The sequence below is a fragment of the Brachybacterium sp. AOP42-C2-15 genome (genome assembly GCF_052377065.1).
Taxonomy (GTDB): domain Bacteria; phylum Actinomycetota; class Actinomycetes; order Actinomycetales; family Dermabacteraceae; genus Brachybacterium.
This window is the reverse complement of sequence record NZ_JBQSWK010000054.1, coordinates 1-16,302: the sequence shown is the minus strand read 5'-3', so window position 1 is coordinate 16,302 and position 16,302 is coordinate 1. Positions and strand designations below refer to the sequence as shown.

At 69.8% G+C, this 16,302-nt stretch carries 14 protein-coding genes; 5 read left to right on the top strand and 9 right to left on the bottom strand.

Annotated features, from left to right (window positions below; all coding sequences use genetic code 11):
• Positions 1–166: 166 nt before the first annotated feature.
• From yicI to mgtE, 6 genes are all read right to left on the bottom strand, one after another.
• Entirely contained in the window at positions 167–2,242 is a 2,076-nt protein-coding gene (yicI, locus tag ACT3SQ_RS17815) for an alpha-xylosidase (RefSeq protein WP_444601533.1), read from the bottom strand.
• A gap of 42 nt (positions 2,243–2,284) precedes the next feature.
• Positions 2,285–3,223, bottom strand: a complete 939-nt coding sequence (locus tag ACT3SQ_RS17810) for a carbohydrate ABC transporter permease (protein WP_444601532.1) — start codon at positions 3,221–3,223, stop codon at positions 2,285–2,287.
• A gap of 1 nt (position 3,224) precedes the next feature.
• Entirely contained in the window at positions 3,225–4,190 is a 966-nt protein-coding gene (locus ACT3SQ_RS17805) for a carbohydrate ABC transporter permease (RefSeq protein ID WP_444601531.1), read from the bottom strand.
• 60 nt (positions 4,191–4,250) lie between these two features.
• The gene (locus ACT3SQ_RS17800) at positions 4,251–5,558 is read right to left on the bottom strand and encodes an ABC transporter substrate-binding protein (protein WP_444501938.1); all 1,308 of its coding nucleotides are present in this window, start codon (positions 5,556–5,558) and stop codon (positions 4,251–4,253) included.
• 146 nt (positions 5,559–5,704) lie between these two features.
• A complete protein-coding gene (locus tag ACT3SQ_RS17795; protein ID WP_444592311.1) occupies positions 5,705–6,730 on the bottom strand; it encodes a LacI family DNA-binding transcriptional regulator in 1,026 nt (341 codons plus the stop codon).
• A 191-nt stretch (positions 6,731–6,921) separates the two neighbouring features.
• Positions 6,922–8,280, bottom strand: coding sequence for a magnesium transporter (gene mgtE / locus ACT3SQ_RS17790; protein ID WP_444601530.1), 1,359 nt, complete (start codon positions 8,278–8,280; stop codon positions 6,922–6,924).
• A 156-nt stretch (positions 8,281–8,436) separates the two neighbouring features.
• Here mgtE and ACT3SQ_RS17785 point away from each other — a divergent pair, with 156 nt between their 5' ends.
• Both ACT3SQ_RS17785 and ACT3SQ_RS17780 read left to right on the top strand, forming a co-directional pair.
• Positions 8,437–9,087 carry a bifunctional 4-hydroxy-2-oxoglutarate aldolase/2-dehydro-3-deoxy-phosphogluconate aldolase gene (locus ACT3SQ_RS17785; protein WP_444601529.1) on the top strand — a complete coding sequence of 217 codons (651 nt, stop codon included), beginning with the start codon at positions 8,437–8,439 and terminating at the stop codon, positions 9,085–9,087.
• Positions 9,084–10,076: a sugar kinase gene (locus tag ACT3SQ_RS17780; protein ID WP_444601528.1), complete on the top strand. Its 993-nt coding sequence runs from the start codon at positions 9,084–9,086 to the stop codon at positions 10,074–10,076. Before ACT3SQ_RS17785 ends, ACT3SQ_RS17780 begins: the two co-directional genes overlap by 4 nt.
• 82 nt (positions 10,077–10,158) lie before the next feature.
• On the opposite strand, the gene ACT3SQ_RS17775 is transcribed toward ACT3SQ_RS17780, so the two are convergent.
• Positions 10,159–11,241, bottom strand: a complete 1,083-nt coding sequence (locus ACT3SQ_RS17775) for an alkene reductase (protein ID WP_444601527.1) — start codon at positions 11,239–11,241, stop codon at positions 10,159–10,161.
• Between the two features lie 247 nt (positions 11,242–11,488).
• On the opposite strand from ACT3SQ_RS17775, the gene ACT3SQ_RS17770 reads away from it, so the two are divergent.
• On the top strand, positions 11,489–11,935 hold the full coding sequence (locus tag ACT3SQ_RS17770; protein ID WP_444601526.1) for a MarR family winged helix-turn-helix transcriptional regulator: 447 nt from the start codon (positions 11,489–11,491) through the stop codon (positions 11,933–11,935).
• Between the two features lie 121 nt (positions 11,936–12,056).
• Complete coding sequence (locus ACT3SQ_RS17765) at positions 12,057–13,439, top strand: MFS transporter (protein ID WP_441444251.1); 1,383 nt, start codon at positions 12,057–12,059, stop codon at positions 13,437–13,439.
• Positions 13,440–13,701: 262 nt separating this feature from the next.
• Here ACT3SQ_RS17765 and manD read toward each other — a convergent pair whose 3' ends face one another.
• Positions 13,702–14,949, bottom strand: coding sequence for a D-mannonate dehydratase ManD (gene manD, locus ACT3SQ_RS17760; RefSeq protein ID WP_444601525.1), 1,248 nt, complete (start codon positions 14,947–14,949; stop codon positions 13,702–13,704).
• Positions 14,950–15,094: 145 nt separating this feature from the next.
• Between manD and ACT3SQ_RS17755 the strand changes: the two genes are divergently transcribed.
• The gene (locus ACT3SQ_RS17755; protein WP_441444249.1) at positions 15,095–15,907 is read left to right on the top strand and encodes an IclR family transcriptional regulator; all 813 of its coding nucleotides are present in this window, start codon (positions 15,095–15,097) and stop codon (positions 15,905–15,907) included.
• A 14-nt stretch (positions 15,908–15,921) separates the two neighbouring features.
• On the opposite strand, the gene ACT3SQ_RS17750 is transcribed toward ACT3SQ_RS17755, so the two are convergent.
• On the bottom strand, positions 15,922–16,302 hold a 381-nt coding region (locus tag ACT3SQ_RS17750), incomplete at its 5' end, for a hypothetical protein (protein WP_444601524.1).

The following is a 16,302-nucleotide window of genomic DNA, read 5'->3' as shown; positions in this document are numbered from 1 at the left end:
AGCCGTACCACAGGCAGTCGTTTCCAACTCCGAGCATCGTCTCGGCACTCGTCGTCGGCCTTGATCTTCCGCGAGCGGTCGATTCCGAGCCACAAACTGGGCTGACCTGGCTCGGAATCGACCGGCGTCACCGGCCCGGGCGACGCGGGCGAAGACGTGCCGGGGCTCAGCTGTCGATCGCGGCCACGTCGGCTGCCGCTGCGTCGAGCGCGGCCACGTCGATCTCGACCTCTGCGCCCTCGCGGAGGTACAGCGGCAGGGTCATGAACCCGTGCTGCTGGCGCAGCCAGCGCCCGCCGGTCTCGACGGTGCCGTCGAACACGGAGGTCCAGCGACCCTCGGGCAGGTAGAACTCGACCTCCCCGTCGAGCGAGAACACCGGCGCGACCAGCAGCGAGTCGCCCAGCATGTACTGGGTGTCGATGGCGTGGCAGGTGCGGTCCTCCGGGAATTCGAGCACCATCGGGCGCAGGATCGGGGTGCCCTGCTCATGCGCCTGCAGCGCCATCTGCTGCAGGTAGGGCACCAGCTGCTGCTTCAGCAGTGTGAAGCGCCGGGCCACCTCCACCGCCTCGTCGTCGAAGGCCCACGGCACCCGGTAGGAGCTCGAGCCGTGCAGGCGCGAGTGGGAGGAGAGCAGGCCGAAGGCGAGCCAGCGCTTGAACACCGTCGGATCCGGGGCCCCTTCGAAGCCGCCGATGTCGTGGCTCCAGTAGCCGAAGCCGGACAGCGCCAGGGACAGGCCGCCGCGCAGGGTCTCCCCCATCGAGGGCAGCGAGGAGTCGTTGTCTCCGCCCCAGTGGGCCGGGAACTGCTGGCCACCGGCGGTCGCGGAGCGGGCGAAGACGATCGCCTCGCCCTCGCCCTGGCGCTCCACCAGCAGGTCGAACACGGTGCGGTTGAACAGATGCGTGTAGTAGTTGTGCATCTTCTCCGGGTCGGAGCCGTCGTGCCAGGCGATGTCCCGCACCGGGATCCGCTCCCCGAAGTCGGTCTTGAAGCAGTCCACGCCGATGTCCAGCAGGCCCTCGAGCTTGCTGCGGTACCAGGCGACCGCGTCGGGGTTCGTGAAGTCCACCAGCGCCATCCCGGCCTGCCAGAGGTCCGTCTGCCAGAGGTTCCCGTCGGTGGTGCGCACCAGGTAGCCGTGCTCGAGGCCCTCGTCGAAGAGCACCGACTTCTGGGCGATGTAGGGGTTGATCCACACGCACACCTTCAGCCCCCGCTCGTGAAGCCGACGGATCAGCCCCTCCGGGTCCGGGAAGGTCGCCGGGTCCCACACGAAGTCGGTCCAGGTGAAGCCGCGCATCCAGAAGCAGTCGAAGTGGAACACGGACAGCGGGATGCCTCGCTCCTCCATGCCGTCGATGAACGACATGACCGTGGCCTCGTCGTAGTCGGTGGTGAAGGAGGTGGACAGCCACAGCCCGTAGGACCACTCGGGAACCAGCGGCGGCCGGCCGGTCAGCGCGGTGTAGCGGCGCAGCACGTCCTTGGGGGTGGGCCCGTCGATCACCAGGTAGGTCAGTGACTGGCCCTCGACGGAGAACTGCACCCGGGTGGTCATCTCGGAGGCGACCTCGAAGGAGACCCCGCCGGTGTCCTCGACGAACACGCCATAGCCGCGTGAGGTGAGGTAGAGCGGCACGTTCTTGTACGCCTGCTCGGAGGTGGTGCCGCCGTCCTCGTTCCAGATGTCGACGCTCTGGCCGTTCTTCACGAAGGCGCCGAACCGTTCGCCGAGGCCGTAGACGCTCTCCCCCGGCTCCAGGCTGAGCTGCTCGTGCATGTGGTGCTGTCCGTCGGGCGCGACCACGTGGGCGAGGGAGCGACGCATCGAGCTGGTGAGCGCGCGGCCACCGGAGCTGAAGTCCGCCTGCCACTGATCGCCGACGCCGATGGTCAGGGTGAGGTCGCCCGCGCGGAGCGTGGTCCGCCCGTCGGCCGCGGACTCGACGGTGCCGCGGTAGCTGGGATCCGCAGCGATCTCGAAGCGGGGCAGCGGGGTGGCCACCCCGCGATGGTTCTCCACGCGCACCCGGATCACGCCGTCGGCGACGGCCTCATAGGTGACGGTGAGCTGGGGGTTGTTCAGGGTGTCGCCGCGGCGCCGGACGGGCCGGACGGGAGCGAAGGCGCGGAGGCGTCCGGCCTCGTCGTCGATCTGGAGGTCGTGGACCTGGCTGCCACGCTCGACCGTGTAGCCCTCTCGGTCCATCCAGTATCCGTTGGTGAAGCGCATGGTCAGCGCTCCTTTCTGCTCAGAAATCGGGGTAGTGGGGCGTCATTTGACTGCGCCGGCGGTGACGCCGCGGGTGAGGGTGCGCTGGAAGATGAGGAAGAAGATGAACGTCGGCAGCAGCGACAGCAGCGCACCTGCGTTCAAGGTGGGGACGTCGAGCATGCGGTCACCCTGGAGCGAGGACAGCGCGATCGGGATCGTCTGGTTGTCGTTGCTGGTGAGCATCACCAGCGGGATGAAGAACTCGTTCCAGGTCCAGATGAAGAAGAAGATCATCAGCACGGACATGGTGGGGCGCACCACGGGGTAGACGATCCGCCACAGGATCTGCCAGCGGGTAGCGCCGTCGAGCTGCGCCGCCTCCAGCAGTGCCGGCGGGAAGGTGCCCAGCACGGAGGAGAGCAGATAGGTGCCGAACGCGGATTGGACGACCGTGAAGATGATGATGATCGACCACGGGTTGTCGGTGAGTCCGACCTGCCGCGCCATGTTGAACAGGGGGTAGATCAGCACCTCCTGCGGGAGCATGTTCGCCATCAGGAACAGGGCCACCAGCCAGAGCCGGCCCTTCACCCTGCCCACCCCGATCGCGTAGGCGTTCAGCAGGGACAGCAGCACCGCGAGCACGGCGACCAGGGTCGAGGTCCAGAGCGAGTTCCAGAGCTTGATCGGGAAGTTCACGCGCTCCCAGAACGCGATGATCCCGTCGAGGTAGATCTCCCGCGGCAGCGACAGCGGCCCGCCGGCGGAGTAGTCCGCGGGTGACTTGAAAGCGTTGAGGATCATGAGCACAAAGGGGGCCACCATGAGCAGCCCCACCAGGAGCGCTCCGGCCAGCACCAGCCAGCGGGTCAGGCCCCGCTGGTGGCGGTTGCGCCGACGCCCGACGGACGCGCCACCTGACGAGCCGGGACCCGACGGGGTGGAGTCCGACGGTGTGGAGTCCGACGGGACGGGGCTGCCGGTGATCACTGCGGCCATCTCAGCGGCCCTCCTCTGACTTGCGGGCACTGCGGTTCTGGAGCACCTGGATGCCGCCCGCGACGATGATGATGATGAGCGTCAGCACCGTCGCGATCGCGGCGCCGTAGCCCACCCGCGAAGTGTCGAAGAAGTTCAGGAACGAGTAGTACGAGGGCACCAGCGTGGACCCCTCAGGACCGCCTCGGGTGAGCACGTAGATCGGCGCGAACACCTTCAGGGCGGCGATGGTGCAGGTCAGAACGATCACGAAGGTCTCCGGGGAGATCTGCGGGATGGTGATGGCGCGGAAGCGGGCGAACCAGCCGGCACCGTCGAGCTCGGCCGCCTCGTACAGCTCGGGATCCACCCGCGCCAGGGCGGACATGAAGATCACCGTGGGATAGCCGATCTGGATCCATATCAGCACCAGCATCACGGAGCCGAGGGCGAGGGTGGGACTGCCCAGCCAGTTCGGCGGAGCCTCGATCCCGATCCCCCGCAGCAGCACGTTGACCGCTCCGGTCTGGCTGTTCAGGATCCAGTTCCAGACGATGCCGGCCACCGAGATCGGCAGGATCTGCGGCAGGTAGTAGGTGGCGCGGAGGAACGCGGCGACCCTGCTGTTCCAGTGCTTGGCGACGTAGTCGAACAGCACCGCGGCCAGCAGCAGGCCCAGCAGGGTGGGGACCACCACCATCGCCGCGATCATCGACAGCGAGTTGCGGAACGAGAGCCAGAACGCGTCGTCGGACAGCAGCGCGACGTAGTTGTCCAGACCGATCCAGCGCTTCGGGGACAGCCCGCCCTTCCAGCTGTGCAGGCTGTACCAGATGTTCAGCAGGAACGGCACCAGGATGACGATGCCGAACGAGAGCAGGCCGGGGATCAGGTAGGGCCAGTACCCGGCGGCGGCGCTGCGAGGGCGCCGTCTCCGCGGGGGTCGCGCGACGGATGTCGACGACGGTGGGGCGACTGTGGTGGACATGCTTCCTCCCTGGGGAGGGCGGGCCGCTTGCTGCAGCCCGCCCGGGTGACTGTGCTGGTCTCACTCACCGGTGAGGTCGGAGCGACCGGTCGCGTAGACCTCTCCGAGCTCGGCCATCGCCTGCTCCGGAGACTTGGAGCCGTTGATGAGGGACTGCATCGCGCTGACGACCTGGTCGTAGAACCCGGCGACAGGCCAGTCCGGGTAGAACGCGAGGCCATCGGACTCGTTGACGGCCGCGAAGTTCTCGGTCATCTCCCGGGTCTTCTCGTCCTCGATCGCCGAGGTGTCCCCCGCGACCGGCAGGCCGCCCTTCGCCCCGAGCAGGTCCTGGACCTCCTGGGACATGGTGATCTCCATGAACTCGTAGGCGAGGTCCTTGTTCGCGGCATTGGCGGGCACCACCCAGAGGTTCCCCGAGGAGCCGATGGTGAGGTCGGAGCCGGGGAAGAGGAACTGCCCCCACTCGTCGGTCATCTCCGCCACCAGGCGGCCGAACCACCACGAGCCGGAGAACATGATCGGGTAGGTGCCGGAGATGAAGGCGGTGCCCATGTCCTCGGCGGTCAGGCCGGCGGAGTCGCCGGCGAGGTAGCCCTTGGCGACCCAGTCGGCGAAGCGCTGGGCGCCGGCCAGGATCGGATCCGCCGCCCAGTCGACCTCCCCGTCGAAGAGCTGGTAGGCGTCCACGAAGTCACGGTCGGCGTGGGCGAGGGCGAGCTGGTACCAGAGCTGCCCGGCGGGGTACTCCGCGCCGGCGCCGGCCAGCGGGATGATGTCCTTGTCGACGAAGGTCTGCAGGACGTCCTCGAACTCCTCGAGCGTGGTCGGGACGGCGACCCCGGCCTCGTCGAACATCCGCTGGTTGTAGAAGACGTAGACGTACTCGCCGTAGTTGGGCAGGCCGAACCAGTCGCCGGAACCCATCAGGCCGAACTCGTCGTAGCGGGAGGTGGTCTGCAGGCTCGCGGAGAGCTTCTGATCCCAGCCCTTCTCGGTCGCGATCTCGGTGAACGGCTCGATCAGGCCCTGCGCGGCGAGCTGCCCGGCGGTGGAGTTGCCCTTGTTGAACTCCATCAGATCCGGGACGTCGTCGCCGGTGAGCACGATGGTCGCGTTCTTCTGCAGCTGCTCGAAGGTCTGCTTCTCGACGGTGACGGTGACCTCGGGATGCGCCTCCTCGAAGATCTCCTGGGCCAGCGCCCAGGCCTGCCCCATCGCGGAGTCCTCGTTCTCGTAATGCCAGATCACCAGTGAGGTGCCGTCGCCTGAACCGCCGCCGCTGCCGCCGCAGGCGCTGAGGGCGGGCATGGCGGCGGCGCCGAGTGCGGAGGCGGTGAGGAGGGTGGTGAATTTCCTGCGCTTCATGGTGTCCTACTTCCTTGTGGGAAGGACCCTCGGGTGGGGTCCTGCGGGTGGTGCGGGTGGTGCGGGGTCCTGTGGGTCCTGCGGGGTCCTGCGGGTGCGGGTCCTGCGGTGATGCCGGTGATGCCGGGTGCTGCGTGGAAGTTCGCTCAGCCGGTGGGCCGTCGGTCCTGGACCGATCCCCCGTCGAACGGCGCACAGGCGACCAGCACCTGCGTGGGCGGGGCGTGGGGTGCCGCGAGCTGGTCGAGCAGGCCGTCGACCGCCCGTCGTCCCATCTCCTCTCCCGGTGCCCGCCAGGAGGCCAGGCTCGGGGTGGTCATCGACGCCGTGCGCTTGGAGGAGACGACGGTGACGATGGAGAGGTCTTCGGGCACGTCCAGTCCCATGGCCTGCAGCTCGTTGACGAAGCCGACGACGGCGAGATCGTTCATCGCCACCACCGCATCCGGGCGCGGGCCGGCGGTGAACACCTCGCGGGCCAGCTCGCGGCCTGCCTGCGGGCTGGGATCCAGGGCGTACTCGCGGTGTGCGAGGCCCCGCTCCTGGGCGAGGCGGGAGAAGTCCTCATGGGAGCGCACGGCGGGGCCGTAGCCGGAGGCCTCCATCTCGCGGGAGCGGCCGATCAGCATCAGGTCCCGGTGCCCGGAATCGGCCAGCGCGTCGAGCGCGTGGGCGATGGTGGTCTCGAAGTCGATGTCGATGTAGTGCAGCTGCTCGCTCTCGCGGCTGCGGCCGACGGAGAAGAAGGGGACGTCTGCGTCCTGCAGGCTCTCGATCCGAGGATCGTCGAGCGCCACCTCGACCAGCAGCACCCCGTCTGCGTGCCCCTGACCCACCAGGTCGGAGAGCTCCTGAGGGGCTCGCTGCGAGGCGATCGGCCACACGGTGAGCAGGTAGCCCCGCTCGGCGGCACGGTCGTACGCCCCGCGGACGATCTCGAAGACGGTCTCGCCGGCGGAGACATCGAACTCCGGCAGGTGCAGGGCGAGGATCCGGGTGCGCCGACTGGCGAGGCTGCGGGCGATCGCGTTCGGGCGGTAGCCGAGCTCCCGCATCGCGAACTCGATGCGCTCACGGGTGGCGGCTGCGACCGGCTTGTCCCCCGAGAGCATGTAGGAGACGGTGCTCAGCGCGACGCCGGCCTCGCGGGCCACATCACTCATCGTCGCCATCTCCGCACCTCCTCATCAGCTCTTCCACACCATCGGTCGAAGCGCTTCGATAAGATCGAACTCACCGCCCCGTCAGTTCAGGGAGGGGATCACTCAGGTGGAGTCGAAGCGCTTCGACACCTTCGTGCCAGTCAGTATGCGGTGCCGCGCAGGAGGCGTCAAGGGCCCGCTCGGCGAGGGGCCCGTCGGCCTCAGAGACCCAGGACGGCCGTCGCGATCGTGAAGTAGATGATCAGGCCCGTGGCGTCGCAGAAGGTGGAGATGAAGGGGTTGGAGAACACCGCCGGATCCGCCCCCACCCGCTTCGCGATCAGCGGCATCATCCCGCCCACGATCGCGGCCATGGTGCAGATCGACAGGAGCGTCGTGCCGATCACGAGTCCGATCGCCCATCCGTAGACGAGGCCCGCGACCAGGAAGCCGAGCGCACCGAGGACCACGCCGAGGACCGAGCCCACCCGCAGCTCGCGCCAGACCACGCGAGGCAGGTCGCGCACGCGCACCTCGCCCACGGCGAGCGCGCGGGTCACCGTGGTCGCGGCCTGGTTTCCGGTGTTGCCGCCGGTGCCGGTCAGCAGTGGGATGAACAGCGCCAGGATCACCACCTGGTCCAGCCGATCCTCGAAGACCTCGAGCACCTGGACGGTGAGGATCGCGGAGATCGCGAGCACCAGCAGCCAGACGATGCGACTGCGCACGACGCGCAGGATCGGCGTGGAGAGGTAGGCGCGCGGCAGCGGTTCGGAGCCGCTGGTGCGGGCGGAATCCTCGGCGTTCTCGCGCTCGATGATCTCCACGGCGTCATCGACGGTCACGATCCCGACCAGCCGCCCTTCGCCGTCCACGATCGGCATGGCCAGCAGCTTCGCCGCGAAGAAGCGGCGTGCGGCATCCTCTCGGTCATCGGTCGCGGTCGCGCTGACCGGCACGTGGGCGATATCGCCCACGAGCGCATCGCCGTCGGCCACCAGCAGGCGGCGCAACCCCACCACGCCCAGCAGCAAGCGGGAATCATCCACCACCGGCAAGAGATAGATCGTCTCGGCCTGCTCGGCCTGCGCGCGCACATGCTCGAGCGCCTCTCTCACGGTGAGCCCGGGGGCCAGGGTGAGCACCTCGGGCGACATGTATCGACCGATCGCGTGGCGCGGATAGCCGAGGACCGCGGTGGTCATCGCGCGCTCGGCGGCATCCAGGCCGTGCATCAGCCGCTCGGCGACCGAGGCCGGCAGCTCATCGAACAGGGAGGCACGGTCGTCAGGGTCGAGCTCGCCGATGATGTGGGCGACCTGCTGTGTGCGCAGCGCGGAGATCAGCTCGGCCTGGTGATGCGCCGGCAGCGCCTCGAACACCGCCAGGGCGGCGGTCTTGCCGAGCACCCGGAACAGCAGCGCAGCCTCGGTCGCGGGGCGGGTCTCCACGAGGTAGACGAGCTCGCCGATCGGCAGCGTCTGCGCCTCCAGGCCGAGCTGCTCGAGCTGGGCCTCATCCTGCTCCTCACCGCGCAGCAGGGTCAGGACGGTATCGATGGTCGCGCTGGCTGGAGTCACAGAGCCATTGTGGCCGACGTGGTCGCGGGAGTCCCCGGATCGATCCGTGCGACGTTGGTAGACTGTCACGTATATCGAAACATCCGTTTCGCATGTCAAAACTTCGCCGGTCGGGCCATTCCGCCGTGCACTCCGGCAACGCCAAGGAGACCCGTCATGACCACCACACGCCCGTCCCTTCCCGAGCACACCGCCGCCGCCCGGCTGATCGTCGTGATCCGCGGCGAGCGCGCCGATCAGTACGCCCCCGTGCTCGAGGCCCTCGCCGGCGCCGGGATCCGCTCCGTCGAGCTGACCCTGTCCACCCCCGGCACCCTGGACGAGCTGCCCGCCCTGAGGGAGCGCTTCGGGGACCAGCTCGATATCGGCGTCGGCACCGTCACCGATCCGGCGGATCTGCGCACCGCCGCCGAACGCGGTGCCCACTACATCGTCACCCCGATCACCCGGGCGGACCTGCTCGCAGCGGCTGCGGAGTCCGGGATTCCGATCGTGTCCGGCGGTCTCACTCCGAGCGAGCTGCACGCCGGCTGGTCCGCGGGCGCGGCGGCGGTCAAGGTGTTCCCGGCCTCTGTGGTGGGCCCCGGCTACCTCAAGGACCTGCGCGGACCGTTCCCCGGCATCCGCGTCATCCCCTCCGGCGGAGTGGACCTCGAGGCGGCGGCGGCCTGGCTGCAGGCCGGGGCCGAGGCGGTCTCCGTGGGCGGGCCGCTGCTGGGCGATGCCCTCCGGGGCGGGAGCCTCGAGGAGCTGGCCGAGCGCGCGGCGAGGTTCGTCGGCGTCACCACCCGCGAGGCCGGCGCATGAGTGTCCCGGCCGAGGGCGGTCGTGCGTCGGCCGGGCCCCGCGTGGTGGCCGTCGGCGAGACCATGGCGCTGATGCGCACCTCCACGATCGGCTCGCTCGCCCATCTGCCCTCAGTGGACATCTCGCTGGGCGGTGCGGAATCGAATCTCGCGATCGGGCTGCGCCGGCTGGGCGTGCCCTCCGCGTGGGTGAGCCGGGTGGGCGATGACCCCCTGGGCACGCGCGTGGCCCGAGAGATCCGCGCCGAGGGCGTCGAGGTGCACTGCACGGTCGATCCGGAGCGGCCGACGGGCCTGATGATCAAGTCCCGCCCCAGCGGGACCACCACCCGCGTGGACTACTACCGGGCCGGGTCCGCCGCCTCCGCACTCACCCCGGGCGACATCCCGGCAGGGCTCATCGAGCAGGCCGAGATCCTGCACCTCAGCGGCATCACCCCACTGCTCTCGAAGACCGCGCACGCCACGAACGTCGCTGCCGTGCAGCGCGCGGTAGCGGCAGGAGTGCAGGTCAGCCTGGACGTGAACTACCGGTCGCGGCTGGGAACGCGGGAGCGCCTCGGGGAGCTGCTGGGCGAGATCCTCGAGCACGTCGATGTCGTGTTCGGCGGGCCGGAGGAGCTCTCGATCCTCGCGCCGGCCGTCATGGAGTCCGACCACCGCGCCCTGCTGCACGCACTGGAGGCCGACGGACGCCAGGTGGTCGTGAAGCTCGGGGCCGACGGTGGCGCCGCCCTCGCGGGCGGCACCATTCACGAGGCGCCCGGGCACCGGGTCGACGTGGTCGACACCGTCGGCGCCGGGGACGCGTTCGTGGCCGGCTACCTCAGCGCTCAGCTCGACGGGCTCGACGTGCCCGCGCGGCTGGCCCGCGCGAACGCCTGCGGGGCGCTGGCCTGCACCACTCCTGGGGACTGGGAGGGGGCGCCGCGACTGCGCGACCTCGAGGCCCTGCTCTCCGGCGGCGCGGCGGACCCTGTGAGCCGCTGACCGTATCAGCCGCGGGCAGGGTCAGCTGATGGCAGGGTGAGCCGCTGACCGTTTCAGCCGTCGGCGGGGCGAACTGCTGGCGTCAGACCGTGAGCGCCGCCTCGGCCATCGTGGGGTAGTCGATGTAGCCCACGGAGAGCGCCTCGCCCGTATCGGGATAGAAGGTGGCCTTGTGCTGCGGGTTCAGCGCGGCGCCGGCCGCGATGCGCTCGGCGAGGTCCGGGGTGGCGATGTAGTCGCGGCCGAAGGCGACCGCGTCGGCCGCGCCGGCCTCGAGGAGCCGCTGACCGTCGGCCGCAGTCATTTCGTCATTGGCGATCACGGGACCACCGAAGAGCCCGCGGATCACGCCCACGAGGCTGTCCTCGTCCTCCACCTCGCGGATGAACAGGAAGGCGAGTTTCCTCCTCCCGAGCTCCTCGGCGACGTGGCCGAAGATCGCGCGAGGATCGCTGTCGCCCATGTCGTGCTCCTCGCCGCGGGGGCGCAGATGCACACCCACCCGGCCGGGGCCCCAGACGTCGAGGACCGCGTCGGTGATCTCCAGCAGGAAGCGCGCCCGGTTCCGCACCGAGCCGCCGTACTCGTCGGCGCGCTGGTTGGTGCCGTCCTGGAGGAACTGGTCGATCAGGTAGCCGTTGGCAGCGTGGATCTCCACGCCGTCGAAGCCGGCCCGCTTCGCGTTCTGGGCACCGTGCCGGAAGTCCTCGACGATGCCGGGGATCTCTTCGACGGCCAGCGCGCGCGGCTGCACGTACGGACGCTTGGGCCGCAGTCGTGCCACGCGCCCGGCGGGGGCGACGGCGCTGGGGGCGACGGGCGCCTCCCCGCCGAGCAGCTCGGGATCGGAGATCCGGCCCACGTGCCACAGCTGCAGGACGATCCGCCCGCCCGCGGCATGCACGGCTTCGGTGACCTTCTGCCACCCTGCCACCTGCGCGTCGTTCCAGATACCGGGAGTGCCGTGGTATCCCACGCCCTGAGGGCTGACGGAAGTGGCCTCGCTGATGATCAGCCCGGCGCCTGCCCGCTGGCTGTAGTACTCGGCGTTGAGCTCCGTGGGGACCCGTTCATCGCCGGTGCGGGCGCGGGTGAGCGGAGCCATCACGATCCGGTTGGGGAGCGTGAGCTCCCCGAGCTCGAGCGGTGTCATCAGGTCGGTCATGCGGGATGCTCCTTCACGGCGCGGTGCACAGAGCGGGTGCACAGCGCGGGGCGGCGGGTCTCGTCGTGCTCGTCGGGTCGTGCTCGTCGGGGCGTGCTCGTCAGTCTCATCGTGCTCGCCTGCGCCAACGAGCCTCTCCCGGCGTCTATTCCTCAAGGCCGCCGCATTCCGGCCGAACGATCTTCTTGTCACGTCGGCCCGGCCGCCCCGTTGCACTGGTTCGCATTGCTAACTATATTGACGTCTCGTGTCGACCACTTCCCCCACCTCGCTTCCCGGCGAGCTCCCCCAGCACCTCGCCCTCGTCTGCAGCCAGTTCTCCCGGCTCGCGGCGCGACGCTCCGAGGTGGGCGTCGGGACCGTCTCCTGGCGAGTGGTCGCCACGATCGACCGGCACGGCCCGCTGCGCCTGAGCGAGATCGCCGACCGCGAGCGGGTCTCCCGCCCCACGGCGACCACCGTCATCAAGCGCCTCGAGGAGGAAGGGCTCGTACGCCGCGAGCCCGACCCCGCGGATTCCCGCTCCTGGCTGGTCAGCACCACGGAACAGGGCATCCAGCAGCTCGCCGCCTGGCGGTCCCAGCTCGCCGACGGTGTGGGTGCACTCCTGGAGCCGCTGCCCGACGCCGACCTCGCAACCCTCGAACGCGCCGCCGAGATCCTCGCCGGACTCGTCGACGCCCACGACGGCTGACGCCGAGCCCGACCCTGCGAGGGATCCCGAGCCGGACCCCGAGCCGGATCCGTCGCGGATCCGTCGCCCCGCCTCGTCGCCCCCTCGCCGCCGTACTTCCCACCGAAGGAACCCCCAGCGCATGACCGCACATACCCCCGAGCACACCGCCGCTCCCCACGCACCCGCCGTCGCCCCCACTACCGCCCCGGCCACTGCAGCGACTCCCGCCCCGCACGCGGCGCCCACCCAGCCCGCGGTACCAATCCAGACCGCAGTACCCACCCTGCGCGAGGCGTTCCGCCAGCCGAAGTCCGTGTGGGCGATCGCCTTCGCCGCAACCGTGTCGTTCATGGGCATCGGCCTGGTGGACCCGATCCTCCCCGCGATCAGCAGCCAGCTGGACGCGACGCCCTCGCAGGCGATGCTGCTGTTCACCAGCTACCTCTTCATCACCGCGATCGCCATGTTCTTCACCAGCTGGTTCGCCTCGAAGATCGGGGTGAAGCGCACGCTGCTGATCGGACTGGTGCTGGTGGTGCTCTTCGCGGCGCTGGCCGCAGGAGCAGGGAGCGTCTGGGAGATCATCGGCCTGCGTGCCGGCTGGGGCCTCGGGAACGCGCTGTTCATCTCCACGGCGCTGGCCGCGATCGTGGGCGCGACCGCCGGGCCGAGCGCGGGCGCGATCATCCTGTACGAGACGGCGCTCGGCATCGGCATGGCCTTCGGGCCGCTGCTGGGCGGGCTGCTCGGCAACGTCTCCTGGCGCGCCCCCTTCGCGGGCACGGCGGTGCTGATGGGCGTCGGCTTCCTGGCGATCATGGTGCTGCTGCAGAAGGAGGCACGTCCCGCACCGGTCTCGCCGCTGGCCTCCCTCCGGGCACTCTCCCATCCGGCGCTGCGCACCCTCGCGCTCACCGCGATCTTCTACAACTTCGCCTTCTTCACGCTGCTGGCCTACTCCCCGTTCCCGCTCGAGGCGGCGGCTGCCGCGCACGGGATGGAGTTCGGCGCCCTCGGCATCGGCGGGGTGTTCTTCGGCTGGGGGCTGGGCCTGGCGATCACCTCGGTGTTCGTCGCCCCGGTGCTCACCCGGAAGCTGGGACTCATCCCCACGCTGCTGACCACACTCGGCCTGCTCGCGGTGCTGATGCTGGTGATGAGCATCTTCCACACCTCGATGACCGGTCTGATCACGCTGATCGTGATCGGCGGGCTGCTGCTGGGCATCATGAACACGGCGCTCACCGAGACGGTCATGGAGGCCACCGACCTGCCCCGCGGCGTCGCCAGCTCCGCCTACTCGGGCGTGCGCTTCCTCGGCGGTGCGATCGCCCCGGCGATCGCGGGCCCGCTCGCGGCAGCGACCGTGGCCGGCGCCCCCTACCTGCTCGCGGCGGGCGCGCTGGTGATCTCGATGCTCATGCTGGTCCGCGGCCGACGCCACCTGGCCGCAGTCGGCACCCACCACCAGCTCACCGACCTTGAGCAGGCCGAGGCGATCACCGTCGGCGACGAGGGGTGAGACCGAGCCTGCCTCTGTCCCGTGAGGCCGCCCCGACCGTCGATCGACCACTACCGTTGATCCACCCCAGCTGACCGGAACGCCCCAGCTGGCCCGGACACGCCGCGCGTCGACCACCGAGATCACCGTCCCCTGCCAGAAACGACAGCAATCGGTGATCTCGACGCACCCTCACAGCGTGTCGTGGGCGACGGAGCCACGGTTCGGACTGGCCAGCGGCCACCGATCACCGTGCACCCCTCACCGGACCGGACCGGACGCCTCACCAGTCGTGGACGGTGCCGTCCCGCAGTCGGTTCACGGGCAGGTAGGCGGGCTGGTAGTCGTGCTTGGCCGCGGCCTCCTCGTCGAGCTCGACGCCGAGGCCCGGGGTGTCGCCCGGGTGGAGCAGGCCATCCTCGAAGCGGTAGCTGGTGCGGAGCACCGACAGCGTGCTCTCGGAGTGCGGCATGTACTCCTGGATGCCGAAGTTGTGGATCGCGAGGCCCAGGTGCAGGTTCGCGGCCATCCCCACGGGCGAGACGTCGGTGGGGCCGTGGAAGCCGGAGCGGATGCCGTAGATCGCGGCGAAGCTCATGATCTGGCGCAGTCCGGTGATGCCGCCGGCGTGGGTGGCGGAGGAGCGCACGTAGTCGATCAGGCGCTCGGTGATCAGCGTCTGGTAGTCGTAGACGGAGTTGAACACCTCGCCGATCGCGAGCGGGGTCACCGAATGCTGGCGCACCAGGCGCAGCACCGCCTGGTCCTCGCCGGGGGTGCAGTCCTCGAGCCAGAACGGGTCGTAGGGCTCGAGGGACTTCGCGAGCTTCGCCGCCTCGATCGGGGTCATGCGGTGGTGGCCGTCGTGCAGCAGGCGCAGCTCGGGGCCGAACTCGTCGCGCACTCCGGCGAAGACGGTCGGCAGGTGGCGGAGGTAGGCGGCGGTGTCCCAGGACTCCTCCGTCGGCCGCATCGTCGTGCCCCCCGCTCCCGCCGTCGCCCGCCCAGCCGGTTCGTATTCATACTTCCCACCGGGAGCAGCGTCGTGCACGCCGTAGATCTGGTCCAGCCCCGGCACGCCCGCCTGGATCCGCACCGCTCGGAAGCCGTCCTCGACGTAGCCGTGGATCGCCTCGTTGAGCTTCTCGATGGTGGTGCCGGAGGCGTGGGCGTAGGTGAGCAGGCCGCTGCGGGAGGCACCGCCGAGCAGCTTGTACAGCGGCTCCCCCGCCTTCTTCGCGGCGATGTCCCACAGGGCCATGTCGATCGCGGAGACTGCGCTCATCGTCACCGGTCCGCGGCGCCAGTAGGGGCTGCGGTAGAGGTACTGCCAGATCGATTCGATCTGGGATTCGTCGCGGCCGATGAGGGTGGGGGCGACGTGGTCGCGCAGGTAGGAGACCACCGAGAGCTCGCGCCCGTTCAGGGTGCCGTCACCGAGGCCCATGATGCCGTCGCTGGTGGTGACCTTGACGGTCACGAAGTTCCGGCCAGGGCTGGTGACGTTGACGTCGATGCGATCGATGGCCATGCGGGGCTCCTCCGGGGCGAGGTGGCGACCTGCGAGACCTCGATGCTGTTTTATATGATGGAACGCTTATTCTGTAGTTCGTGACGAGTCTAGGTGTGCCATGCGCACCGAGCAACATCTGCTCAGCCACGGAGAGAGGCACGAGATGACCACTTCTGCATCCGGCGCGGAGCCGACCGAGCCCCACGCTGCCTCCCCCGTCGGCAGCGTGGACAAGGCACTGATCCTGTTGGAGATCCTGGCCGCAGCCGGCCCCGAGGGTATGTCCCTGCGCGATATCGCCGAGGCCGGAGGGTTGAACAAGGCTTCGGTGCACCGCCTGCTGCGGGCACTCATGCACCGTGGCTTCGCGGAGCAGTCAGCGAGCGACCAGCGCTACCGGCTGGGCACCACCCCGCTCGAGCTCGCCCATGCCTACGGTGCCGGCGAGAACCTGCCGACCCTGTTCGCGCCGGCGCTCGCGAGCATCTCCCAGCACTCCCAGGAGCTGGTGCACCTGGGGCAGATGGACGGCACCCGCGTGCTCTACCTCGACAAGGTCGAGCCCGAGCGCACGCTCCGGGTGTGGTCGCGGGTGGGCAGCCGAGCGCCGGCGGCTCGCACCGCGATGGGCCGGGCGATGCTCGCGGCCGACGGGGTCCGAGGGGACGCTCTTGCCGCGTACGCCCAGGCCACTGAGGTGGGGGCGGGCGAGACTGGGGCCGTGATCAGCCTGCAGCACCTCACCGAGGTGGTGGATCAGGCCGCGGCGCGCGGCTGGTCCACCGAGATCGAGGAGAATGAGACAGGCATCGCCTGCGTGGGCATGGCGTTGACCCGCACCGGCGGACGCTCGGTCGCCGTGAGCGTCACTGGGCCGCTCGAGCGGATGGGGGCGGCGCGGCGCAAGGAGGTCGGTGCACTGCTGCACGAGGAGCTCAGCCGCCTCGCACCGGCAGGGTTCGAACTCGCGCGCTGAGTGACGGACGCTCGTCAGTCGCCGAGCGCGGCGTAGGCCTCACCGAGGCTCATGTACTCGCTGTCCCAGACGTCCATGCCAGGGATCGTTCCCCCGGTGACCGCGCCGAGGAGTCGGTCGAGGTACCACTCCCAGCCGGGCCCCACGTACTGGAGCATCTCGAGCGGGACGTCGTGGTGACGCAGCGCGAGTCGGGTCATGCCGCTGCCAGCCCCGTCGGCGTCGTCGGCGCCCGGGCCAACCCCAGTGTCCGCGTCGGCGAGCTCAAGGGACAGCCGCCAGGTGCCCTCCTCCATGGAGGAGCTGACCGTCAGCAGTCGGCCCGGTTCGCAGGCGTGGATCGTGTACTCGGAGGCGGACGCCTCCCCCGGATCGGCGGTCATGGCGACCATGAC